This is a genomic window from Frankia sp. R43 (assembly GCF_001306465.1).
Lineage (GTDB): Bacteria > Actinomycetota > Actinomycetes > Frankiales > Frankiaceae > Parafrankia > Parafrankia irregularis.
Genome location: NZ_LFCW01000006.1, coordinates 212,522 through 236,691, shown reverse-complemented (window position 1 = coordinate 236,691; position 24,170 = coordinate 212,522). Strand labels below are relative to the sequence as shown.

Below are 24,170 nucleotides of genomic sequence, written 5' to 3'. Positions count from 1 at the left end.
CGGTGGTCCTCGTGATGCCGCAGGGAACCACGCGGCCGCGCTGTCGCCTCCCTGACCGGCCAGCGCGGGGAGGTGTTCGCCCTCGCCGGGCGATCAGTGCCGCTCGGGCCGGGAACGCCTGCTATCGCGGAGACATCGCCAGGTGTCGGCGGACATGGAACGGACAGTGGTTGGACTAGAAGCAGCCAGTAGTCGGAGGTGGGGATCAACCGATGTACTGATCCACACCGCTCCGGGCAGGTGACGTCGACTCCCTGTCCGGAGCGGCGACAGCCTGTAGTTGTCGCTACTGTCGGTGATTTCGATCTGCGCTGGCGGGCGGGTGAGAATGCGTCACGCGGGGCGGATGCTCTGGGCGAAGGCGAAGACGTTGTCCGGGTCGTAGGCGCGCTTCACCGAGCGCAGGCGCGCCAGATTCGAGCCGTAGTAGGCCTTCTCCCAGCTTCTGAGCTCCGGGTCGATGTAGTTCTGGTACGCCGACTCCGCCACGTACGGGCTCATCCGGACCGTGGTCGCCCGCAGCCACTCGGCGTTGCGGGCCTTGAGCTCCGCGCTGTCCCCGATGTCGTAGCCGGCGACGTACTGGGCGCTCGCCAGCACGTCGCGGTGCACGAACGCGGTGTCCTGCGGGCCAACCTGCCCGATGGCACCGCCCCAGCTGTCGAGAATGACACCGCCGGACCGAAGCCCGGTCTCGCGTTGCCTGGCCTCGACGGCGGCGAGCACGGCCTCGGTCCCGGCGGCCGGCAGCCGCGCGGTGAGGAAGTTCGAGGCCGCCAGCTGGGCGGCCCGCTGCAGGGTTCCGTCTGGATGGCGCCCGGCGAGGTGGCACTGCGCCACGCTCCGCCCCGAGCAGCCGCCTTCGATCAGCATGGCCTCCAGCGGCCCACGCTGGGCCGCGAAGGTGGACGCCGGCCGGCTGCCCACCGCGTCGACCAGGTGGGCGAGCAGGTCCCGCGCCGGCGCGGCCACGGTGCTGCCCGCGCTGCCGCCGAGCGCGGTCCGCGAACCGGCCCCGCCGCCGGTGCCGGTGGCGCCACTGCTGGTGCCGGTGCCGGTGGTCGAGCCGCCCGGCTCGCTGAGCACCCCGCTGACCCGGATCGCGGGTGTGCCCTTCCCATCGGAGCCGGTGGTCGTCGTGACGACACACGTGGACCACAGCTCGTCAGGCGCGTCGGCGCCGAGATTCCAGTCCTGCCAGGCGGCCACCACCTCGGCGGCGACGTCCCAGGGCCAGCGGTAGCTGAACACCGTCAGCGGTGTGGCCGGATGCGTGGCGAACGTGAAGGAGGTGACGACCCCGAAGTTGCCGCCGCCACCACCACGCAGCGCCCAGAAGAGGTCGGCGTCCCGTTCGGCGTCCACCTGGACGATCTCCCCCGACGCCAGGACGACCTCGGCGGCCAGCAGCTGGTCGCAGGTCAGCCCGTGGCGCCGGCCGAGGACGCCGATGCCGCCGCCGAGGGTCAGCCCGGCGATGCCGACGGTCGGGCAGGAGCCGGCCGCGATCATCGCGCCGGCCTGGATGAGCTGGTCGTAGACATCGACGAGCGGGGCCCCGGCGCCGACGGTGGCGACCCCCGATCCCGCGGTGGCCCCGCCGCTCGCGGCGACACCGAGGCCCGACCGGTTGCCCGGACGCACCTCGTTCAGCGTCGAGACGTCGATGACCAGGCCGGTCGTCGTCGAATAGCCGCCATAGCTGTGCCCGCCGGAGCGAGCGGCGAGGGCGATGCCCGCGGAACGCGCGAAGCCCACGGCGAGGGCCACATCCGAGGCAGACGCGCAGTAGGCGACCGCCTGCGGCTGGATCCTGTCGAAGGCGGGGTCGAACAGCTGGAGCGCGGTGCTGTACTCGTCGGATCCAGGCCGGACCAGGCGGCCCGAGAGCTGCTCCGACAGCCGCTGCCAGTCGCGCTCGCTCGGCGTTCCCTCGTCGACTCCGCCCGGCCGGCCGGGGCCGTCGTCGTCATCGCCACCGCAGCCGGCGAGACCACCGGCGGCGAGCCCGCCGGCACCGAGCACGGCCAGCCCCCTGCCGGCCAGGCGAAGCACCTCGCGACGGTCGAAGGACTCCCGCCGATCGAACATGCAGCTCCTCGCTCGGTGCCTGCGGTGTGATCTAGTCGGCCGCCTTTCGCAGGACGGTCGTCACGAACTTGTCCGGACCAATCCGTCGGACGGTACCCCGGTCGGGCTCACTCACGTACACCGCGCCGGAGGCGTCGATCGCGAGCCCGGAGGGATAACTGAACTCGGTCTCGGTCGCGATGGCACCGTCAGCGGTGTTCGCGTTGACGTCATCCGTGCCGGCGAACGTGTTGATCTTACCGTCCGTGGTGACCACGCGAATCACGTCGTTGTAGGTGTCGGCGATGTAGAGCTCGCCCTCCGGCCCGACCGCGAGGCCGTGCGGGTTGTAGAGCTTCGCCGACGTCGCGGCGCCACCGTCACCGGAGTAGCCGTAGGCACCGGGCGTACCGGCGACCAGCGTGATCTTCCCGTCGGTCGAGATCTTGCGAACCGTGTGCGCGCTGCTGTCCGCGACATAGAGCGTTCCGTCGTCGGCGAGAGCAAGCCCGGACGGGCTGGTGAGCGTCGCCTCCACCGCCGGGCCGTTGTCGCCGGTGGTGCCGGAGTCGCTGGTGCCGGCGATCACCCTGATGATGCCGTCCGACGTCACCTTGCGGACGCGGTAGCCGGAGGCGATGTAGAGGTCGCCCTCATCGGAGACGGCCAATGCTCGGGGGTCGGAAAGCTTGGCACCGACGGCCTTGCCGGAGGTTCCGCTGAACCCCTCACCCGGCCCGGCGCCGGCGGCGGTGGTGATCTTCCCGTTGGCGACGCGGCGGATCCGGCCGTCGTCGCTGTCCGCGACGTAGACGTCGTCGTCGGGGCCGACGGCGACCGCGACCGGGGCGATCAGGTCCGCACGTGTGGCCGGCCCCCCCTCGCCGAGCACCGGCGTCGGTGACGGGGTCGGTGACGGTGAGCTCGACGGGGACGAGGCCGCTGCGTCTGTGCTTTCGGCGGTGGGGCTCGGCGTGGTCGCGGGCGGGCCGACCCCGGCGAGGTGGGTGAGCGTCCCGTCGGGGCTCAGTCGCAGGACCTGGCCCTGCCATTGCCCGGACGAGCCGCTGTCGGCGAGGTACAGCGAACCGTCGGGGCCGATGCCGATCCCGTCCGCTCTGTAGAGGCCGCTGACCTCGACCGCCTCACTGCCCGCATAGGCCGGTCCCTCGGGGTCGGAGCCGCCGGCGGTGAGCCAGATCCCCAGCCCGAGTGCCACCGCGAGCACGGCCGCGGCCGTCGCCGACGCAGTGATGATCTTCGCGCGCCGCGAACGGCCTCCCGGGCCGGTCGACTGGCGATGCCCGTGGGGGCCGCTGGGCCCGTTGGGCCCGTTGGGCCCGCGGTGCCCGGTCGATGGGCCGACGGTCTCATCCGCGTAGCCCTCGACCCTGGTCGGGGCTAACCCCGCGGTACCCGCGTACGGAGCGGTACCCGCGTACGGAGCGGCACCCGCGTATGGAACGGCGCCCGCGTACGGCGGGCGGCCGGCGGATCCGTCGCCCCCGAGCTGCCTGGCGATCTCGGCGGGCCTCGGCGTGGTGCCCTGGGTGTGGCCGGCGGCGGCGAGCACGTCGTCGGCCAACCGCACCGGGACGCCGCTGGCGGCGAGCCAGCCGGGTCCGAACACGGAGGTGGCCGCGGAGGCGAGGGACAGGGCGAAGTCGTGCGCCGTCGGCGGGCGCCAGGCCGGCTCCTTCGCGAGCGCGGTGAGGAGCACCGCCGCCAGCGGCGGCGGAGCCTCGTCGAGCGGCAGCGGCGGCACCGACATGTGGTGGTGCAGCAGCGCCGGGACGGTCAGGCCGGCGGGGAACGGGGTCCGCCCCGCGAGCAGCTCGTACAGGACGACACCGAGGGAGTACAGGTCGGTGCCCGGCCCGAGCCGGGAGCCGGTGATCTGCTCCGGGGCCATGTACCGCGGAGTGCCGACGAGGCCGGTGGTGGTCGCCGCCGTCGTCTCAAGGATCTTGGCGATGCCGAAGTCGGTGACCTTGGGCATGCCGTCTCCGGCGAACATCAGGTTGTCGGGCTTGACGTCCCGGTGCAGGACACCGCGATCATGGGCGGCGGCCAGCGCCGCCGCGGCGGCCAGCCCGACGGCGCAGGCGGCGCGCGGGTCGCGCAGGCCCGGCCCGTGCGTCTTCAGGCTGCCGCCGGTGAGCTGCTCCATGACCAGCAGGCACAGGCCGTCCTGCTCGACGTAGTCGTAGATGCGCACGACATGCGGGTGGTCCAGGCCGGCCAGGACGCGGGCCTCGGAGAGGAACCGGTCCCGCAGGTCGCTGTCGCCCCCGCCGTGGGCGCCGGCCGGCTCCAGCAGGACCTTGACCGCGACATCCCGGTCAATCAGGCGATGGCGCCCGGCCAGCACGGCGCCGAAACCGCCGCGCCCGAGCTCCGCTCCGAGCTCGTAGCCGGTCAGCGCGCCGGCGACTCGCCCCAGGTCGATGGAAGTCACCGGGCCATTCTCCGCACGCTGCTGTTCCGATTCGTTCGGGGCATGTCCTTTTCCGGCTTACTCGGCGATCGTCGTGATCGTGCCGTCGGGGGCTATGCGTCGGATCCGGTTGTTGCCCGAATCGGCGATGTAGAGCGCCCCGGTGGAGTCCTCGACCACCGAGCTCGGATCGGTGAACTTGGCCTCCGTCGCCGGGCCGCCGTCACCGGAGCTGCCTTCGGATCCGGTGCCGGCGATGGTGGTGATCGTGCCGTTCGCGTCCACCTTGCGGATCCGGTTGTTGCCGTAGTCGGCGATGTAGAGCGTGCCGTTGCTGCCGAGGGAGACCGACGGAATGGAGAGCTGGGCCTTGGTCGCCGGGCCGCCGTCGCCGGAATAGCCCTGCTCGCCGGTTCCGGCCACGGTGTGGATGGTTCCGTCCGTGTTGATCTTCTGGACGGTGTCGCTGCCGAGATTGGCGATGTAGAGGGTGCCGTCGCTGGCCACCTCGACATCGTTCGGGCCGTTCAGCGTGGCGGCCGTGGCCAGGCCACCCTCTCCGGAGTAGCCGTCGACGCCCGTGCCGGCGATCGTGGTGATGATTCCGTCCGTGCCGATCTTCCGGATGCGGTGGTTCTCGTAGTCCGCGACGTAGATCGATCCGTCCGGGGCGACAGCCAGCTTTTCCGCGCTTTTGAGCTGCGCGGCGGTCGCCGGGCCGCCGTCACCCGAATAGCCGGCGACGCCGGTGCCCGCGATCGTGCTGATGGTCCCGTCCGAGGCGATCTTCCGGATGCGGTAGTTCCGCGCGTCGGGAATGTAGATGTTGCCTTTCCCGTCGGTCACCGCGGAACCCGGACCGTCGAGTTTCGCGGCGGTCGCGGGCCCGCCGTCGCCGCTGAACCCGCCCGAGCCGGTGCCGGCGAGGTCGGACACCGCACCGGTGGCGGAGATCTTCTGCAGCCGGTCGGTCGCGAGGCTGGTGATCAGCAGCGCGCCCTGGTCGTCGATCGAGAGGCTGTAGGGGCTCAGACCCTGCACCGTGACAGCCGCTCCGCTGTAGGCGACTGCGTTCGCCGGGCTGGAGCGGACCTCGTCGCCTCCGTCGTCCTTGCCGCCGCCGGACAGGGCCACGACGAGGCCAACCGTCAGCGCGACGACCAGAACGAAGACGACCGCCGCGATGATCAGGGTACGGCTGTTGTCGTTGCTGTCCTGGTTGCGGTGGCCGGGCGGCCGCTGGCTCCCCGGCGGAACGTTCTGCGCCGGGGGGCGGTGGGTCGGCGCTGCGTTCGCGCCGCCCCAGCCCTGGCCGCCGAAGTTCGACCCGCCCTGGCCCGGCTGGCCGGGGAAGGGACGGGTCGGCCCGGGACGCCCCAGCGGCGCCGGCTGTGGTGTCGAGCCTGGTGGCAGCCCCACCGGGCGTGGCTGTGGTGTCGAGCCTGGCGGCGTGAGCGGGCCGGGCGCGGGCGTCGTGCTCGGTGGGCCCTGCAGTGGCCGTGGGTGCGGAGTGCTGCCGCCGGGCTGGCCGTAACCCGGCTGGCCGTAGCCCGGCTGGTTATGGCCCGGCTGGTTGTAGCCGGGCTGGTTGAAGCCGGTCTGGCTGTAGCCGGGCTGGCCGGGGCGGCTCATACCGGGCAGCTGGGAGCCTGTGCCCGGGTAGCCCGGGTGCGGCTGGCCCTGTGGCCCGCCCTGCGGCTGGCCGCGGTAGCCGCCGCCCGCGGGCTGGCCGGGTCCCTGCTGGCCCGGTCCCGGCGGGTAGCTCGGGCCGCCCACGCCGCCGGGGCCACCGGCCGGGAAGCCGCCACTGGCGCGAACCGTCGGGGCGGCGCCCGACTGCATGCCCGTGCCGGAGCCGCCCAGCGCGGCGCGGATGTCGTCATCCACCCGCACCTTCACCTCGGAGCGGGCGAACCAGCCTGGGCCGAACGAGCGGGTGCCCGCGGCGGCGAGCTCCTGGGCGAGCTCCGACGCGTCCGAGAAGCGGGCGCCGGGCTCCTTGGCGAGGGTTCGCATGATGACCGCGGAGATCGGCGCGGGCACCATGGTGAGCGGTTCGGGCATCACGCTCAGGTGGTGATGTGTCAGTGGCTGCACGGCCATCTGCCGGCCGAACAGCGGCCTGTCGGCGAGCATCTCGTAGAGGACGCCGGCCAGCGCGTACAGGTCGGTGGCGGGGAACAGCCGCCCGCCCATGATCTGCTCGGGGGCCATGTAACGCGGCGTGCCGAGAATGGCGCTGGCGGTCGTCTCGGCGCCGTCGAAGATCTTCGCGATGCCGAAGTCGGTGACCTTGAGCAGGCCGGCGCCGTCGAACATCATGTTGTCGGGCTTGACGTCCCGGTGGAGCACGCCGTGGCTGTGCGCGGTCGCGAGTGCGGCTGACGCGGCGATGCCGATGGCGCAGATGGTCTCCGGGGAGAGCTTCCCGGTGGCCATCCGCTGCTTCAGCGTGCCGCCGGAGAGCAGCTCCATCACCAGCAGGCAGGTTCCCTGGTGCTCGACGTAGTCGTGGATGCGCACGATGTGCGGATGGTCGAGCTCGGCGAGGACGCGGGCTTCGGAAAGGAAGCGCGCACGTAGATCGGGGTCGTCGCTCGTGTCAAGGAGGATCTTGATGGCGACCTTGCGGCCGATGAGCCGGTGCTGGCCGGCGAGCACGAGGCCGTAGCCTCCCTTGCCGAGGTCCCCCTCGACCGCGTAGCCAGGGAGCGCCGCCTCTACGAGAGATCTGTCGATAAGCAAGGTCGGTTCCGTCCGTCACCGGCTGCCGGGTCGTCACCATGATCACCACACGGTGGTGACACCCGAGGGCCACATCGTGCGGGATTGTGCCTGCGCAGCCCCGCGGTTGGTTCGCATCTGTTGCCGTGTTGGATGGTGCTGGTTCCGCCTCGGTCGCCCGCGTCACGCGCGACCGCGGGACGCCTGCTGCCAATGCGGGGCCATCAGCGCTTTCCCGGCGATACTACGGCCTCATACCCCCCATTCCGCCCCTGGTAGCGACCCGGCGGGCGCGTCAGATGGGCGACTGCAGCATGCTGGTCATCGTCGACAGGTGTTCGGCCGTGCGGGCGCGCGGGGACGCGGCCGTACGGGAGCACTGCCATCGAGGAAGGGCCCCACGTCATGGCGAACACCGAGACCACCGCCCGCGCGGCGGGAACGGCCGTGGAACGGACCCCCCAGTGGGCGGCGCTCGCCGCGCACCACACGGAGATCTCCGGGGTGACGCTGCGCCAGCTTTTTGCCGATGACCAGAAGCGGGCCGAGTCATTCACCGTGCAGGCGGATGGCCTTTATCTGGACTATTCCAAGAACATCGTCACATCTCGGACGATCGAGCTGCTCGTGGCGCTCGCCGAAGCGGCCGGGCTGCGGTCGGGCATCGAGGCGATGTTCGGCGGCGAGCGGATCAACGTGACCGAGAACCGGCCGGTCCTGCACGTCGCGCTGCGTGCCCCGGCGGGCGTCAGCATCCGGGTGGACGGGGTCGACGTCGTGCCCGAGGTGCACGCGGTGCTCGACCGGATGTCGGCCTTCGCGGACCGGGTCCGATCCGGGGTGTGGACGGGTGCGACCGGCGAGCACATCACGACCATCGTGAACATCGGCATCGGTGGTTCCGACCTCGGCCCGGCCATGGCCTACGAGGCGCTGAGGGACTACACCGACCGCTCGATCGCGGTCCGGTTCGTCTCCAACGTCGATCCGACCGACGTCTGGGAGGCGACCCACGATCTGGACCCGGCGAAGACCCTCTTCATCGTCGCGTCCAAGACCTTCACGACCCTGGAGACCCTCGCGAACGCCCGGGCCGCCCGTTCCTGGCTGACCGCGGCGCTCGGGGAGAAGGCCGTCTCGGCCCATTTCGTCGCGGTCTCGACCAACGCGGAGAAGGTCGCCGAGTTCGGTATCGACACCGCCAACATGTTCGAGTTCTGGGACTGGGTGGGCGGGCGTTACTCCATGGACTCCGCGATCGGCCTGTCGCTGATGGTCGCGATCGGCCCGGCGCACTTCCGGGAGATGCTCGCCGGTTTCCACGCGATGGACGTCCATTTTCGGACCGCTCCGTTCGAACGGAACATTCCGGTTCTGCTCGGCCTGCTCGGCCTGTGGTACCGGGACTTCTTCGGCGCCCAGACGCACGCGGTGCTGCCCTACAGCCAGTACCTGGCCCGTTTCCCGGCGTACCTGCAGCAGCTCGACATGGAGAGTAACGGCAAGTCAGTTGATCTCGAGGGACGGCCCGTACAGGTGCCCACCGGCCCGGTGGTGTGGGGCACTCCCGGAACCAACGGTCAGCATGCCTATTTCCAGCTCCTGCATCAGGGAACGACCGTGGTCCCGGCCGACTTCATCGGCTTTGTGCGGCCGAACCACCCCGGTGTCGGCGAGGTCGACCAGCACATCCTGCTGATGGCCAACTTCCTGGCCCAGACCGAGGCGCTCGCGTTCGGCAAACCGGCCGCGGAGGTGGCCGCCGAGGGGGTCGCGCCGGAGCTCGTGGCGCACCGCACGTTCGCCGGGAACCGGCCGACGAACACGTTGCTGGCGTCCAGGCTGGATCCGTTCACGCTGGGGCAGCTGGTGGCCCTCTATGAACACAAGGTCTTCACCCAGGGCGTGATCTGGGGGGTGAACAGCTTCGACCAGTGGGGTGTGGAGCTGGGCAAGGTGCTCGCCGGGCGGATCATCCCCGAGCTGACCGATCACTCGGTGCCGCTGCGCCACGACAGCTCCACCAACGCGCTGATCAGTCTGCTCCGCTCCGCCTGAGGCTGATCCCGCTCCGGTCCGATCCGCGTCGGGCCGGCACGGCCCCGCGGTGGCGGCAATCAGTAACAGTAGTTCAACGATTACCGCGCTCATGTTACTCTCTGTGACCAGCCCACGGGATGGTTGCCCGTGCTGCGACGGACGGACATCCCGGGGGCCACAGGTGCGGGTCGACGCGACAGCGACGCGAATGACGGTGCGGCGGACCGGCGACGAGGTCGTCATCGAGCTCGGTGGCGAGTTCGACACCGTCGGCAGGCTACGTTTCCGCGAGCAGATCGGCGAGCTGCTGGGCCGGGGCGGCGGTGTGGTGACGGTGGATGTCGGCGATCTTGCGTCGGTGGACATCGCGGGCCTTGCCGCCCTCCTCCGGGCGGAGCTTCTGCTGCGCCGGGTCCACACCGAGCTGCGCATCCGTGCGGCCCTGCCCGCCTTCGCCGAACTTGTCCGCGAGACCGGTCTCGCCGGTCGCCTGCGGGTCGAGGAGGCCGCTCGACGGCCCGCCGGGTGAGCCCTCGACCAGCTCGACCAGCTCGACCAGCTCGACCACCTCGATCCCGGCCTGGCTGAGCCCGGTCTGGCTCACCGGGTCCCGACCTGGTTCGTTGCCGGCTTCGTGGGGCGCGCCGTCCGCCGAACCTGCCGAAGCCGAGCGGGTTGGAGCCGGTTCGTCCGCGATCGACCGTTTGCGTGGTCCTACCGCCGAAAGGCTCCTTTCGATCCTGCTCATCATCAGCATTCCGATCATCGCGATGAGCGGAAAGCTGAGCATGATCAGGATTACTGGTGACGTCAGATCCACCGGTCCCCCCTGGTGATCGGGCTGGAAGGGTGCCGGTTTGGCCCCCGCAGGTCCGCTTACCCGACCTGGAGGTCACCTCACATACTCACCGGCCCGGGCCCCTCGCTCACCCCCGTCGGGTAATCACCCACCCGGTGCCGGCTCGCCGAAGTGTGGGCAATCCCGTGCTGTGCGCGCCGCCCGAATGCTCGTACGATTCCGGAGAGGATGTCCGGCGGCCCATGATGATTTCGGCCCCGCCGAACTCCTGATCCCCTGATCTCCCAGGGTGGTCGACGGTAGGGAGGTTTCCCATCAGCGCCGAGGACCTGCGTGCCCGCCTCGCGATGGTGACCGAGCAGGTCGACTTCGCGCTGGCCGAGGTCGCCCTGCTCGGGGCTGCCTACCGGCGCGCGGCTCATGATGACGCCGACTGGCGATGGCCGCCCGAGTCGTTGCAGAATCTCACCCGGCCCGAGGTCGCCCGGGCGCTGGCGGCGCAGCTGGCGGCGGTGGCCCGGCTGCGCCTGTGGGCGCAGGAGCTGTACTGGCTGCAGGAGCAGGTACGGCTGCGTGCCATGGTCCCCTGAGAGACATGGTCCCCTGAGAGTCGTGGTCCCCTGAGCGCACACCCGCCCTGACCCGAGCCGTGTCAGCTGTCTGTGCAGTCGATGTTCGACGGCCCGGACTGCGCACCGGTGACCTGGTTGTCACATCCCACGACGTTCTGGGTCTTGTCGCCGTCGTGGATGTAAACGCCGAAGCCCTTCGCGTTAACAGTCAGCGTGTTATGGCGGATGGTGTTCTGCCGCCCCCAGTCCTTTTTGATGACGTGGGTCTGGATTCCGTCCTCCAGGGTTCCGCCACCCGTACCGATGTTGTCCTCGACGAGCCAGCCGTTGCCCTTCACGTCGATCCAGGAGTCGGCCTCGACCAGAGCGTCCGAGGAGAGGGTGTTCCCGCGGACCACGCCTCCGGTCGTGCCCTCCTTGATATCGATGTTCTCGGAGGTCGTACCGGCGATGTCGTTGCCGATGACGGAGTTGCGGTCGCTGCGGTCGGGCTCACAGTCCGTATAGGTGCACCAGTTGCTCTCGGCGCTGCCGATGTAGACGCCCTCGCCGAACTTCTCCCGCCGGTTTCCGGTGTCCCGGATGACGTTGCCGACGACCGTGTTGTCGGAGCTTGCGGTCCGCAGGTGGATCGCCTCGTCGCCGATGGTGTTGACCCTGAGCTGGGCGATGATCGAATGCTGGAGACGGTCCCCGATCACTCCCTTCTGCCCGTTGCGCACGGTGAAGCCGACCACCCGGACCCAGGATGCGCCGTCCAGATGCAGGACGTAGTTCACCTGGTCGTCGTCCTCGGTGCCGTCGAGGATCGCGTCCTTCGAGCCGCACAGCCAGATCGGCGCGGCCTCGGTGCCTGTCGCGCTGAGCTTGAACTTCCCCTTGTAGACGCCGTCGGCGATCCGGATGACGGTGCCCGGTTTCGCCGTGGCCAGCGCGCTGCGCAGGTCGCCCGCGTCACTGACGGTGGTGCCACCGGCCGGGCAGGTGATGCCGCCGGCGGTGGACGACGTGGCGGTGGCCGTCGCGAACGGGTCCGGGCCGGGGCTGACCCACGCCGTGGCGGTGTCTGTGGGCTCCGCTCGCGGACGAGCGGTCGATCCCGGTGTCTCTTTGTCCGTGGCGGGGCTCGACCCGTTCTCCGACCCGCAGGAGGTCACCGCGACCGCGACTCCGGCGAGAATGCTGGTCGCGGCCATGCTCATGGTCCGCCGGCGGCGGTGTGAACGGACCGGGCGACGGCTCATCACGCGCTGGACTCTCCCTCGGACCGTTGGCTGCGAAGCTTGTGCGGGTCGTCGCTCGGCGGACCGACGGTCTCCAGTTGTCTGGTCTCCGGCTGTCCGGTTCCCGGCTGCCCGGCGTGGCCGGTGACATCATCCGCCGGCTCGGCGGTGCCGAACAGGTCGAACGGGGCATCGCGCTGCCCGGGGATGCCGGAGAAGGCGGGGGCGGGGCGCATCGTGCCGCCGGTCAGCCGCCGGACCAGCAGTTCCGACTCCGGGTATGGATGGCTTGGCGGCCGGCGGCGGGCCCGATGGCGGGTCCAGGCGCCGGCGATCGGGAACAGCGCCACGGCACCCCACACCACGAGCGCCGGGTGCCGGCGGATCAGCGTGTACCAGTGCTGCGGCTCACGCTCCACCCAGGCCTGCGTGTCGTTGTTGTGGACGTCGTGCCCGTCGACCCCGGTGGACTGCCGGGTGTCGACCGCACGCCAGCCCTCACCGCCCAGGTTGTTCCACTGGATGACCGAGTCGTCCGCCATCCCGCGGACGGTGATCGCGAAATCGGTGGCCCCGCGTACCAGGTTGCGGCTGATGATGGTCGTCGTGGCGTCCTGGGTGATCACACCCAGCCGGCCGTCCGCCATCGAGTTCTCGGTGATCGCGGTGCGGCGCGCGTCCGGGCCGATCTGGATGCCGGCCTCCGCGGCGCCGTTGATCGAGTTGGCCGTGACCTGGGTTCCGTTGGCGCCGCTCTTGACCAGGATGCCGAGCTGCCCTCCGCTGATCTTGTTCTTCCGGACGATGGTGTTCTCACCGCCGACGACCCGGATCCCGTACCGGCCGTTGCCGGAGATGGTGTTCTCCTCGATGAGGGTGTCCTTGATCTGGTTGACCGTCACACCGGTCGCCGTGGCGACCACACCGAGGCCACGGCCGTCCAGGGAGATGCCGTCACCGCTGTTGTCGGTCACCGTGCTGCGCATGACCCGGGAGGAGGACGCCCGGTCGATGGTCATGCCGTCGCCGTGGTTGCGCGACGACGTGACCCCGGACACCAGGGTGGTGATGGCGTCCCGGTGGACGGCCAGGCCGGAGCGCTCGTTGTCGACCAGCCGCACGCCGACCATCTGGATGCCCTCGCTGCCCGAGATGTAGGCACCGTAGATGTTGTCGCTGAACGTCGAGTTGGCCGCGCCGCCGGTGCTCGGCTCGCCCTTGCTTCCCGTCCAGGCGATCCCACCGGTCCGGCCGTTCCAGAAGCCCAGGTGGTTGGCACTGGTGTTGCGCACGATCAGCTCACCGCCCATGGTGCGCAGGTAGGCCCGCCCATCGTTGGTGAGGGAGTCCGGCTCGAGGTTCTGGACGTCCCAGCCGACGATCGTGAGCGGGTCCTGCGGTGAGGCGCCGGCGAACTCCAGCCCCCCGCGCCAGGCTGCGACGGAGGCGAATCCGGACGCCCCGCTGGCCAGCCGCAGGGTGTGCACACTGGCGTCGATCACGAGCCTGGCCTGCGGGCCGACCAGCACGTGGGTGGTGAACATCACCGCCCCGTCCACCTCGTGCCGCCCGCCGCCGGCCGCGATGACGTCCTCCGCGCTGTAGGGCTCCTTGCGCGCCGGCAACAGCAGCGTGGGCAGGCTGCCGGTGGTCTCGACCAGTGTCGGCTCGGTGAGCACGCCGAACCGCGCGAACATGGACCGCAGCCGGATGTCCTCCGCGTCGACCAGCTCGGACTGCTTCTTCGCGTCCGCGGAGCTGACTGGCGGCAGGGGCGCCACGGGGGAAGCCTGGGCGGGCGCCGCCGGCAGCAGGATCGCGCCGGTGACGACGGCGAGGACGGCGAAGACGAAGGAGACGGCGGCCTTCACCGGGCACCGCCCGCTGCCGGAGCGGCCGCCGGGCGTGCCGCGGCTCCGGTGCGGGTCGAGGCGTCGGTCTGCCCCTCCCCGCCGATGAGGTCGGATCTCCGGGTGAGCCAGCCCTGCTTGTTCATCGACACCAAGGCCCAGGTCTTGATCGGCAGAGCGACCACGATGATCATCAGTACGGTCAGCGGGAGGATGAAGATGTCGCGCGGGTGCTCCCGCAGGTGTGAGAGCCCGCGGATGAGACGGCCGAGCAGCAGCCAGCAGATCGCGATGATGGGTGCGTTGGCCTCGGGCCGGAACATCCACAGCACGAAGTAGGTCATCGCGACGCCCATCGTCACGGGCGTGAGGACGATCTGCAGCACACTGACCTGGGTGACCAGCGGCTGCCGCCACAGCCATCCCTTGTAGATGGCCGTGAGGTAGGTGCGGTAGGAGTTCCGGCTCCAGCGCACCCGCTGCTTGATGAAGGCCCGGAGGTTGTCGGGGAACATCGACATCGCATGGGCTGTGTGCTGGTGCATCGTCTTGTAGCCGGACGCGAGCACCAGCCAGGTGAGCCGGCCGTCGTCGCCGGCGATACACCGCCGGCCGAGGAAGAACTCGTGCTCCAGGTTGTGCAGCACCGGCAGGATCGCGGAGCGCCGGTAGGCCGCGGTGCGCCCGGAAAGGCAGGCGACGGCGCCGACCCGTCCCTGGGCGGGCACGTAGTCCAGGTAGCGGATGTCGACCAGCCAGTTCGCGACCCGTCGCCAGACGCTGCTGCGTGGCTCGTAGACGTTCTGCCGGGTGCCCACCCCACCGACCTGCGGATCGATGAAGGGCATCTGGACCGCGGCGAGGAGCCCGGGCTCCCACGCGGTGTCGGAGTCGCAGAGGACGACGATCTCCATCGTCGCCGCGGACAGGCCGACGCCGAGCGCGGACCGCTTGCCCTCGTGGACGAAGGGGATCACCCGAACGGTCGGATCGGCGCGCATCGCGAGCCGGGCGATGAGCTCCGCGTCCTCGATGTCGGGGATGATGATGATCTCGTCCGGCTCCTGGGCGAGCCACGTTTCCAGGCACCGCATCAGGACGTCTGGATCCTCCCGGAAGGAGGGAACCACAACGGACGTCGTCGTCCGGAAATTATTTCGTATAGGTCGGTATCTGGTCGAGAGTATCCGGCGTGTGAGCCAGACCACCCAGGACACGACGCCGGCGATTCCGAGCGGTACCAGAGAGCGATGATCGCGGATGAACTGCACCGCATCGCCGAGCCACTCCATGCGAAATTCCGCTCCCCCCGAGCGTGGGTAACCGAGATCACAGAGTTCGCCGGCGAGGAGCTGGAGAGTGTGCGTGAACCGTCGGGCGCGCCAGCCCTTGGGTTACCCCCTGCAACCCGCCGCTTCCCTTTGTGGGTGGCGTTGTCAATACCTTGACCTGAAGCAACGCGACGGCACGCAGGACGGTAGCAGTCGCCACAACCTTCCTGAATGGGTGTCACTCATTTGTAACCCGGACGTACCCAACTACTACTGTTGGTAGTTGACTAGTCGCGGGCCGGGGTGCGCCCTTCTCTCCGGTACCCCGCTCACCCCAACGAAACGTGGACGAGTCACAATGCGCTCCGCGGCCTGACGGCAGAACTAGGTGGGGGGAACACCATGGGGACCGATACGGCGGGCACCGAGCCGGTGACTGCACCACTTCGGATCAGCGTCATTGGCACCGGGTATCTGGGCGCCACGCACGCGATCTGCATGAGCGAGCTCGGTTTCGACGTGGTGGGTGTCGACGTCGATCCCGACAAGGCGCGCCGGCTGTCCGAAGGCGAGGTGCCCTTCTTCGAGCCCGGCCTGGAAGCGCTGCTGCGCAAGAACCTGGAGACCGGCCGGCTGGCGTTCACCACGTCGTTCGCCGACGCGGCCGACGCCGACGTGCACTTCCTGTGCGTGGGCACCCCGCAGCGTCCGGACTCGGGCGCCGCGGACATGACCTACGTGGACGGTGCGGTCGAGGCGCTGCTCGCCGCCGGGCCGAAGGCCGGCTCCCTGCTGGTGGGCAAGTCGACGGTCCCGGCCGGCACGGCGGTGCGCCTCGCCGGCTGGCTGGCCCGTGAGGCCCCCGAGGTCGATCTCGCGTGGAACCCGGAGTTCCTGCGGGAGGGTTTCGCGGTCGAGGACACGCTGCGCCCGGACCGCCTGGTCTTCGGCCTGCCCGCCGACGACGAGTGGTACGGCGTGGCGGACCGCACCGACCTCGGGGTCCAGACCGGGCGCCGGGAGCGGGTGGAGGCCACGCTGCGGGCGGTCTACGCCACCGCGCTGGCCGCGGGCACGCCTGCCGTCGTCGCCGACTTCGCCACGGCCGAGCTGGTGAAGGTCGCCGCGAACGCCTTCCTCGCCACGAAGATCTCCTTCATCAACGCGATGTCCGAGGTCTGCGAGGTCGCCGGTGCCGATGTGAAGACCCTCGCCTCGGCCCTGTCGTACGACACCCGGATCGGCGGGCGTTTCCTCGGGGCCGGCCTCGGCTTCGGTGGCGGCTGCCTGCCCAAGGACATCCGCGCGTTCCAGGCCCGGGCGGCGGAGATCGGCGCCGGTGACGCGCTGCGCTTCCTGGACGAGGTCGACACCGTCAACCTGCGTCGCCGCACGCGGACGGTGGAGCTCGCCATCCATCTGCTCGGTGGTGGCGCGGCCGGGCGGCGGGTCGCCGTGCTCGGCGCCGCGTTCAAGCCGAACAGCGACGACATCCGCGACTCGCCCGCGCTCGACGTGGCCGACACGCTGCGTCGCTCCGGTGCCCGGGTGACGGTCTACGACCCGGCCGCCATGGTGAACGCCGCCCGCAAGTTCCCCGACCTGCGTTACGCCGCTGGGGTCTCGGAGGCCGTCGCCGACGCCGACATCGTCCTGCACCTGACCGAGTGGGCGGACTTCCGGGAGATCGAGCCGTCCCTGCTGACCTCGCTCGTGCGCCGGCCGGTGATCATCGATGGCCGTAACACCCTCGACCCGCAGCGGTGGCGTGACGCGGGCTGGATCTACCACGCGCTCGGTCGTCCGAACGTATGAGCAGCGGCGGGTCGAGGCGGGCGCTGCTCGCCTCGACCGTCGGCTCGCTGGCCCTGGCGGCGGCCACCGGATGCGGGATCCTCCCGGCTGATCGCCGCTTCGACCCGGCGAGTGAGGTGCTTCCGCCCGACACCACCGCGAGCCCGGCTGCGGCCGCGGCACCCGTGGCGGCGCGCGGGCGGACCCTCGCCGACCCGGCGGCGTCGCGTGAGTTCTTCGGCAAGGCGCTGGTCCCCACCAACCGGATGACCTTCGGGCTGGACCGAGCCGAGATCATGCGCTCGGACGACCCCCGCTTTCCGTCGTTCCTGCGTGTCTCGCTTCCGGTGGACGCCGCGAACCCGGACGACCGGCGGATCTACCGCGACGGGACGACCTACGGCGGGACGCAGCTGTTCGTCGACCACACGCTGCGGTCGCCGTACGAGCTGTACCTGCGCTACTACCTCCGGTTTCCGGAGGCGTTCGACTTCGGCAAGGGCGGCCGGCTGCCCGGCTTCTTCGGCACCATCGTGAAGAACCGTGAGCGCACCGAGACCCTGCGCAGCGGGCTGGCGACGAGATTCGCCTGGCGGGAGGGCGGCGCGGGCCTGGTCTACGCGAACACCGCCCGCCCGGACCATCCGTTGAACGTGATCGGGAAGGCCTCCTGGTACTGGCCCACCGGCCGGTGGGTGTGCGTCGAACAGGGGGTGAAGCTCAACTTCGAGGGCTTCGCCGACGGGGTGATCCTGATCTGGCTGGACGGTGCGCTGGCCCACAAGGAGAAGTTCAACCCGCGGATCTCGAACGATCTGCGGATCGGTGGGTTCCTCCTGCAGGCGGCCTTCGGCGACGGTGGGTCGGCGTTCGCGCCGACCGCACCTCAGACGCTCGATCTGGCCGGCTTCACCTACGGCACCGCCCGGCTCAACCCACTGCCCCGGCCGGAGAAGACCTAGCCAGGTGCTGTCCAGCTGAGGTGCTGGGCCAGCCGAGGTGCTGTTCAGCTGAGGTGCTCTTCAGCCGAGATGCTCCGCGTTGAGGCGTTCGAACAGCCGCCGCCCCATCGTCGCGGCGGCGCGGTTCCCCCGACGGAGGAAGCGCGCCGCGGCGGCCTCCAGGCACTCCGCGGCGTCCTCCTTGCGCCCGGCCCGGTAGAGCACCTCGGCGCGGGCCAGCAGGGCGGTGCCCTGCCCGTCGATGTCATCGGTGCGGCTGGCGAGATCGCAGGCCGTGTCGGCGAACCGCAGGGCCTCGGCGTCCCGGCCGGAGATCGCCAGCAGCCGGGCGTGCACCGAGCACCAGCCGGCCTGGGCCGGCAGCTGGTCACCCGCGGCGGCGTCCCGGCAGCGGTTCACGTACTTGGTCGCCTCCTCCAGCTTGCCCAGCCGGACCAGGACGTCGGCGAGCAGGGCGGCCCGGGTCGCCAGATGCGCGCGCTCGCCCATCCGCGACAGCTGGCGGCAGCTGCGGCGGAGCTCGCGCTCGGCGATCTCCGGCTCGTCGGCGAGCAGCGCGACCCGGGCGACGACGAAACCGCTGTGGAACGGGTCCGTCCGGGCGCCGCGGATGTCCCCGATCAGCTCGTCGGCGTCCTTGAGGTGGGTGCGGGCGGCCTCCATGTCGCCGGACATGGCGTTGAGCAGCGCGAGCTGGGCGAGAACCGCCCGGCGCAGGCCGCGGTCGTCACCGGCCGCCTCCAGCATCGCGGTGCCCTTCACGATCGAGAAGGGCACCGGGCTCGGCACGAGGCTCAGCAACAGGACGAGCTCGCGGCGAAGCGAGTGCGCGGCCCTCGGCACCCCGGACTCCTCGGCGTGCCGCACCGCGTTCTCCAGGGCCTTCTCGGCGGCGGCGAACTGCCCGGCGGCGCCGTACGCGGCACTCTGGCTGCGGCAGGCGAGCGCCGCCCCGACGTCGTCGCCGTCGCGGACGAAGGAGGCGAGTGCCGCCGTGGCCTCGGTGAGGGTGCTCGCCACCAGGCCCTCCGGATCGGTGGCGAACAGCACGCGCAGGTGCGCGAGCCGGGCGTGGGCGCGCAGCCCGTCCTCGCCGGCGCGCCGGGCCCGCTCACTGACCTGGCGCAGGATGCGCTCGGCATCGGAGAGCCGGCCGAACGAGTACAGCGCCCAGCCGAGGTCGATCTCCGCGCGCAGCCGCAGCGGGTCGGTCTCCGGCAGGAGCGTGATCGCGCGCTTCAGCAGCTGCGCGGCGCCCGTCTCGTCACCCTGGCGTACCCGGTCGGCAGCCTCGATCAGGCAGGTGGCGGCGGACCGGCCGAGCTCCACCATCTCGCTGTCGCGCTGGCCGAGCTCCACCCGGTAGCGGTACGCCTGCTCCAGGTGGTAGCCGACCAGCTCGTCGTGCTCACCCGGGCCGCCGACCATCCGGGCCTGCAGCCAGCCGGCGAACCGCTGGTGCAGGTCGGCGCGCTGACGCTTGGACGTCGTCTGGTAGGCGCAGTCACGCAGCAGGACGTGCAGGAACCGGTACGCCTCCACTCCCGGCAGGTCCGAGCGGTCGGGATGCACCAGCTCCTTGCGGACGAGTGACAGGCAGTGATCCAGAACGTAGGGCCGCTCCGCCGGCTCGGAGAGCTCCACCACGGCGTCCAGGTAGAAGCGCTCGCCGACGACCGCGGCCCGTTCGAGGACCTGGCGCTCCGCCGGCTCGAGCCGGTCGAGACGGGCCGCGAGCAGGGCCGAGATGGTCGGCGGCACGGTGACGCCGCGCAGGTTGCCGGCGGCGATCCACCGGTTGCCCTCCCGGCGCAGCAGGCCGTCGTCGACGAGGGCGGCGACCATCTGCTCGACGAACAGCGGGTTGCCCGCCGCCGAGGTGGTGATCCGGGAGACCAGGGCTGGATCCAGGTCGTCCGAACCCATCAGGGTACGGATCAGCCGGTGGCAGCGGTCCTCCGTGAGCGGCGCCAGCAGCATCGAGGTGGCGTTGAGCTTGCCGCCGCCCCACTGGCGCCGGTCCTCCAACAGCTCGGGCCGGGACAGGCACAGCAGCAGGATGGGAGCGTCGCGGGACCAGTCGGCGACGTGCTCGATCAGATCCAGCAGGGTCGGCTCGGCCCAGTGGACGTCGTCGAACCACAGCACCAGCGGCCGCTGCTCGGCCAGCGCCTGGAAGAAGGTGCGCACCGCCCAGAAGCTCTCCTGGGTTCCCAGCTCCGCGCCACCCAGCCCGACCAGCGGGGCGAGTGCGTCCACCACCTCGGCGGCCTGCGGGACGCCGGCGAGCAGCCTCTTGAGGCGCAGGCGGCCGTCCGGCGCGCTCTCGTCGGCGGACATGCCGGTGGCCTGGCGCACCATCTCCATCAGCGGCCAGTAGGCGATGCCCTCGCCATAGGACAGGCAACGGCCGGAGAGCACGGTCGCGCGGCCGGTGATGGACTGGCAGAACTCGCCGACCATCCGGGACTTGCCGATGCCGGCGGGCCCCAGCACGGTGAACAGGTGGCAGGTCCGCTCCTCCACGACCGCCTCGAAGGCGTCCTGGATGCGGCGGCGCTCGCGGTTGCGGCCGATCACCGGCGCCGCGAACCCCTGCACGGGCTCCCGCAGGCCGGGGCCGGCCGTCGGGTTGCGCAGCCCGATCAGCCGGTGCGCCCGCACCGGTTCCCGCTTGCCCTGCACCACCAGCGGCCCGACCGGGTTGACCGTGACACTGTGGCGGACGAACCGGTAGGTGCTGTCGCCGATGAAGATCTCGTCCGGCGGGGCGGCCTCCTCCAGCCGGGAGGCCACGTTGACCGGGTCACCCGTCGCGCCGCCGCCGGCGACGGTCACCTCGCCGGTGTTGATACCGATCCGCACCCGCAGCCGAAGGCCCAGATCACGATGGAACTCGGCGTTGAGCTCCTCCATCGCGGTGCGGATGTCCAGCGCGGCCCGGACGGCGCGCAGCGCGTCGTCCTCGTGCAGCACCGGGATGCCGAAGACGGCGAACACCGCGTCCCCGATGAACTTCTCGACGGATCCGCCGTGGGCGTAGATGACCTCGCGGACGGTGGTGAAGAACCGCCACATTACCTGCTGCAGCTGTTCGGAGTCGATCTTCTCGCCCATGTCTGTCGACCCGGTGATGTCGACGAACATGATTGTGACGATCTTGCGTGCGCCGCTGCCGGCGACGGGCAGCGGGTTCCCGCACTCGGAGCAGAAGCGCGCTCGATCGGGGTTCCCCTGCTCCCCGCATGTCGGGCACAGCGCCATGTGCGGGATCGTAGGCCGATCGTGGTGCCGAGCGGAAAGGGATGCGGAGACGCGCCGTGCCGGCAGTGACCTATGCCACATCACGGAATCGGGCGGAGGGCTGTTCAGGATGGCAGATCCCGTCGCAGTGAGGCGCTCGCGACGGCGGTCAGAATGACGGCCCACGCGATCGCGGCGGACAGGGAGGTGGCGTTCGTCTCGGTGGTGGGCCAGAGCAGAACACCCGATGGTGCCGTGACCGGACCGTGGAACCGGCCCCCGTCGGACACGGCCTCGACCAGGCCGCACATGGCGATGGTCGCGGCGGCGAGGCCGAGGCTTCGGGTGATGGCACCCAGCGCCGCGCCGGTGACGCCTGTCGCGCACACGACGACGATCACGATGAGATACGCCGACAGCACCTCGGCCGGACGGCCCGCGCGCATCGCGGCCGCACCGTGCCGGCTGGCGCCGCGTAGCCACCAGGCCGTGAAGACGGCGGTGGTGAGGAGCGCTCCGATCAGGGCCACGACCGTGACCTGGGCGACCAGCACCCGCACCCGGCCAGGGGTGATGAGCCAGGAGTGGGTGACCGTGCGGAACCGGAACTCGCTGGAGGTCAGGACCACACCGAAGAACATCATCGCGTAGGCGAGCAGCCAGCCCGAGCGGGAGCGCAGGCCGTTCCACTCGAGCGCCGGCTCCGCCTGGGCACCCCACAGCAGCAGTGGCAGGGCGTGGACGGCGAGGACCGCCATGAGCCCGACGAGCTGCCACCGGCCAGTGAGGATCTTGAGGAGCTCGGTGGCCACCAGGTGCTGCCGCGTTTTCGTGGTGCCGCCGGCTCTCATGCGGCGCCACCGGCTGCCCGACCGGTCAGCTCGAAGAAGGCCCGCTCAAGGTCCGGACCGGTGGTGTGCAGCTCGACCAGGGGGATCCCGTGCAGCGCGCACAGCTGCCCCACCCGCTCGGCCCAGCCGTACGGCAGCCGCAGCGAGTCATGACCGGTGCGCACGGCACCTGCGCCGCCGAGCAGCTCGGCGAGCTGGTCCGCCTGCGGCGTGCGGACCTCGACCCGGCCCGCGCCCACCGCGGCGGCATCCGCGGCCAGCACCACCCGGCCCCGGTCGATGATCACGACGTGGTCGACCGTCTGTGCGACCTCCGCCAGCACATGGCTGGACACCAGCGCGCTGCGCCCCTGCGCGGCCCAGCCCCGCAGAAAGCGCCGCAGCCAGCGGATTCCCTCCGGGTCGAGGCCGTTCGCGGGCTCGTCGAGGACGAGCAGCTCGGGATCGCCGAGCAGGGCGCACGCGATGGCGAGGCGCCCGCGCATGCCCAGTGAGTAGGCCCCCACCGGCCGATCCGCCGCCGCGGTGAGCTCGACCGTGCCGAGCACCTCGTCGACCGCGTGCCGGCGGCTCCGGCGCGGCAGGCCGAGCGCGAGCGCGAGGCAGCGCAGATGATCCAGCCCGCTGCGGGCAGGGTGAGCGGTCGGTTCCAGCACGGCGCCCACTGTCCTCGCCGGGTCCGACATTTCCCGGTAGGGGCGGCCATGGATCAGGGCGCTTCCGCTGGTGGGCGCGACCAGACCGAGCAGGATGCGCAGGGTCGTGGTCTTGCCCGACCCGTTCGCGCCGAGGAAACCCGTCACCGCCCCCGCGGGGACGGCGAACGAGACGTCCTGCAGGGCCGCCACCCGCCCGTACCGCTTGGTGAGGCCGCGCACATCGACGATCGCGGCAGCGGTGTCGCGGCCGGATCGGGTGCGCTCACCCACCATGGCGGAGCTGGATACGGTGGCCTCCTCGGTCGGAACGGCCCCTGTGATCGTCTCACGGTAACGGTCGTGTGTTACCAGCGGACGCGTTGTCGAGCAGGAGCCGCAACAGCCGGCCCAGAGTGGCCCGTTCGTCCGCGGACAGCCCGCCGGTGAAGTGCTCGACGGCACCCTCCGCATGTGTCAGCGCGCGGTCGAGCCTGGCTCGGCCCGTCGGCGTCAGCTCCAGCAGGATCGCCCGCCGGTCGGTGGGATCCGCCCGGCGGCGCACCAGGCCGTCGGCCTCCAGCTCGTCGACGGTCTCGGTCATCGTCCGCGGCGCGACGGCGACGGCCTGGGCCAGATCACGTGGTCGGACGGGCCCCCGGTCCGCGACGAGGCGCAGCACCTTCAGGCGGGCGAGCGTGAGGCCGGTGCCCGTGCGCAGGGCCTCGTTGACCGCGCGCCTGACCTGATGGCCCACGGCGAGGACGAGGTCGATGACCGGGTCGCCGGTGTCGGGTGGGGGCATCGCCCGAGGTCCGCCTTTCGCTGCGATCTGTGAAGTAGCTGCGATCTGTGAAGCAAGGGACTCTTGCGAGGCACGAAGCATGGAGCCTGCCCTATTATGAGGGAACCTCATTGAAATGGGAAGCGCGAGCCTCGCCAGTGCTCGGATCCCGAGTCGAACGGAGCAACGTGGACGCCCTGACCTGCCTGATGACCCGCCGCACCGCCACCCGCCTGGTGGAGCCGGGCCCGACCACCGACCAGCTCGCGGTCATGCTTGCCGCCGCGACCACCGCACCCGATCACAAGACGCTGCGCCCGTGGCGGTTTGTCGTGGTGCGCGGCGAGGCGCGCGCCGCGCTCGCCGACGCGATCCGCCAGGCGGCCGAGGCCGTCGGCGATCTGGCCGAGCCGGTGGTCCGCAAGGCCGCCGGCAAGGCGACCCGCTCGCCGGCCCTCATCGCCGTGATCGCCTCACGGGTGCCGGGCGCCCGGGTTCCCCGCGCCGAACAGGACGCCTCCGCAGCCGCGGCGGCGCAGAACATCTGCCTCGCCGCCCACGCCCAGGGTGTCGCGTCCGCGTGGAAGTCCGTGCCGCTACCCGAAAGCGACCAGGTCCGCGCCGTTTTCGGCCTGACCGGCGCCGAGGAGCTGATGGGCTGGATCGAACTCGGCACGCTGTCCGACGCGGTGCCGATCCCGCCCCGTGAGCCGGCCGATCTGGCCGCGTTCACCTCCGAGCTCACCGCGACCGGTGAGCTCGCGGTGCTGGAACTGGCGGGCACCACCGTCGCGGTGCCCGCGCAGACCCACTGACCGCGCCGGTGCCCCCGTCGGACGTTCACGGACCGCATCGGGCCTGATGGTGGCGATGGGCGTGTCGCGGGGTAGAGAGACACCTGCGGACGGCGTTCTC

Annotated in this window: 16 protein-coding genes; 6 read left to right on the top strand and 10 right to left on the bottom strand. The window is 71.1% G+C overall.

Annotated features, from left to right (window positions below; genetic code table 11):
* Positions 1-333: 333 nt before the first annotated feature.
* The 3 genes from ACG83_RS25535 to ACG83_RS25525 are packed head-to-tail and all read right to left on the bottom strand — an operon-like array spanning position 334 to position 7,252.
* Positions 334-2,091 (bottom strand): FAD-binding oxidoreductase, encoded by a 1,758-nt coding sequence (locus ACG83_RS25535; RefSeq protein ID WP_054568798.1) that lies wholly within the window; start codon positions 2,089-2,091, stop codon positions 334-336.
* A gap of 31 nt (positions 2,092-2,122) precedes the next feature.
* A complete protein-coding gene (locus ACG83_RS25530; protein WP_054568797.1) occupies positions 2,123-4,528 on the bottom strand; it encodes a serine/threonine-protein kinase in 2,406 nt (801 codons plus the stop codon).
* 57 nt (positions 4,529-4,585) lie between these two features.
* Positions 4,586-7,252, bottom strand: a complete 2,667-nt coding sequence (locus ACG83_RS25525) for a serine/threonine-protein kinase (protein ID WP_054568796.1) — start codon at positions 7,250-7,252, stop codon at positions 4,586-4,588.
* A gap of 384 nt (positions 7,253-7,636) precedes the next feature.
* Here ACG83_RS25525 and pgi point away from each other — a divergent pair, with 384 nt between their 5' ends.
* The 3 genes from pgi to ACG83_RS25510 all read left to right on the top strand — a co-directional run bounded on the left by pgi (position 7,637) and on the right by ACG83_RS25510 (position 10,660).
* Positions 7,637-9,289 carry a glucose-6-phosphate isomerase gene (gene pgi / locus ACG83_RS25520; protein ID WP_054568795.1) on the top strand — a complete coding sequence of 551 codons (1,653 nt, stop codon included), beginning with the start codon at positions 7,637-7,639 and terminating at the stop codon, positions 9,287-9,289.
* A gap of 163 nt (positions 9,290-9,452) precedes the next feature.
* Positions 9,453-9,800 carry an STAS domain-containing protein gene (locus tag ACG83_RS42840; protein WP_006542867.1) on the top strand — a complete coding sequence of 116 codons (348 nt, stop codon included), beginning with the start codon at positions 9,453-9,455 and terminating at the stop codon, positions 9,798-9,800.
* A 617-nt stretch (positions 9,801-10,417) separates the two neighbouring features.
* Positions 10,418-10,660, top strand: a complete 243-nt coding sequence (locus ACG83_RS25510) for a hypothetical protein (protein WP_054568793.1) — start codon at positions 10,418-10,420, stop codon at positions 10,658-10,660.
* A 62-nt stretch (positions 10,661-10,722) separates the two neighbouring features.
* Here ACG83_RS25510 and ACG83_RS25505 read toward each other — a convergent pair whose 3' ends face one another.
* From ACG83_RS25505 to ACG83_RS25495, 3 genes are read right to left on the bottom strand one after another with little or no spacing between them, the layout of a single operon-like run.
* Positions 10,723-11,838 carry a hypothetical protein gene (locus tag ACG83_RS25505; protein ID WP_076830223.1) on the bottom strand — a complete coding sequence of 372 codons (1,116 nt, stop codon included), beginning with the start codon at positions 11,836-11,838 and terminating at the stop codon, positions 10,723-10,725.
* 47 nt (positions 11,839-11,885) lie between these two features.
* On the bottom strand, positions 11,886-13,736 hold the full coding sequence (locus ACG83_RS25500) for a right-handed parallel beta-helix repeat-containing protein (RefSeq protein ID WP_054568791.1): 1,851 nt from the start codon (positions 13,734-13,736) through the stop codon (positions 11,886-11,888).
* A complete protein-coding gene (locus tag ACG83_RS25495; protein ID WP_054568790.1) occupies positions 13,733-15,007 on the bottom strand; it encodes a glycosyltransferase in 1,275 nt (424 codons plus the stop codon). The genes ACG83_RS25500 and ACG83_RS25495 overlap by 4 nt, the downstream gene beginning before the upstream one ends.
* Positions 15,008-15,388: 381 nt before the next feature.
* On the opposite strand from ACG83_RS25495, the gene ACG83_RS25490 reads away from it, so the two are divergent.
* Both ACG83_RS25490 and ACG83_RS25485 read left to right on the top strand, forming a co-directional pair.
* Positions 15,389-16,801, top strand: coding sequence for a UDP-glucose/GDP-mannose dehydrogenase family protein (locus tag ACG83_RS25490; protein WP_054568789.1), 1,413 nt, complete (start codon positions 15,389-15,391; stop codon positions 16,799-16,801).
* Positions 16,798-17,742 carry a polysaccharide lyase gene (locus ACG83_RS25485; protein ID WP_054568788.1) on the top strand — a complete coding sequence of 315 codons (945 nt, stop codon included), beginning with the start codon at positions 16,798-16,800 and terminating at the stop codon, positions 17,740-17,742. Before ACG83_RS25490 ends, ACG83_RS25485 begins: the two co-directional genes overlap by 4 nt.
* Positions 17,743-17,802: 60 nt before the next feature.
* Here the strand turns inward: ACG83_RS25485 and ACG83_RS25480 are convergent, their stop codons facing one another.
* The 4 genes from ACG83_RS25480 to ACG83_RS25465 all read right to left on the bottom strand — a co-directional run bounded on the left by ACG83_RS25480 (position 17,803) and on the right by ACG83_RS25465 (position 23,276).
* Positions 17,803-21,006 (bottom strand): adenylate/guanylate cyclase domain-containing protein, encoded by a 3,204-nt coding sequence (locus ACG83_RS25480; RefSeq protein WP_054568787.1) that lies wholly within the window; start codon positions 21,004-21,006, stop codon positions 17,803-17,805.
* A 104-nt stretch (positions 21,007-21,110) separates the two neighbouring features.
* A complete protein-coding gene (locus ACG83_RS25475) occupies positions 21,111-21,836 on the bottom strand; it encodes an ABC transporter permease (RefSeq protein WP_054568786.1) in 726 nt (241 codons plus the stop codon).
* A complete protein-coding gene (locus tag ACG83_RS25470; RefSeq protein ID WP_054568785.1) occupies positions 21,833-22,768 on the bottom strand; it encodes an ABC transporter ATP-binding protein in 936 nt (311 codons plus the stop codon). The genes ACG83_RS25475 and ACG83_RS25470 overlap by 4 nt, the downstream gene beginning before the upstream one ends.
* Before the next feature lie 52 nt (positions 22,769-22,820).
* On the bottom strand, positions 22,821-23,276 hold the full coding sequence (locus tag ACG83_RS25465) for a MarR family winged helix-turn-helix transcriptional regulator (protein WP_054568784.1): 456 nt from the start codon (positions 23,274-23,276) through the stop codon (positions 22,821-22,823).
* 167 nt (positions 23,277-23,443) lie between these two features.
* Between ACG83_RS25465 and ACG83_RS25460 the strand changes: the two genes are divergently transcribed.
* Positions 23,444-24,070, top strand: coding sequence for a nitroreductase (locus tag ACG83_RS25460; RefSeq protein WP_054568783.1), 627 nt, complete (start codon positions 23,444-23,446; stop codon positions 24,068-24,070).
* Positions 24,071-24,170 lie beyond the last annotated feature (100 nt).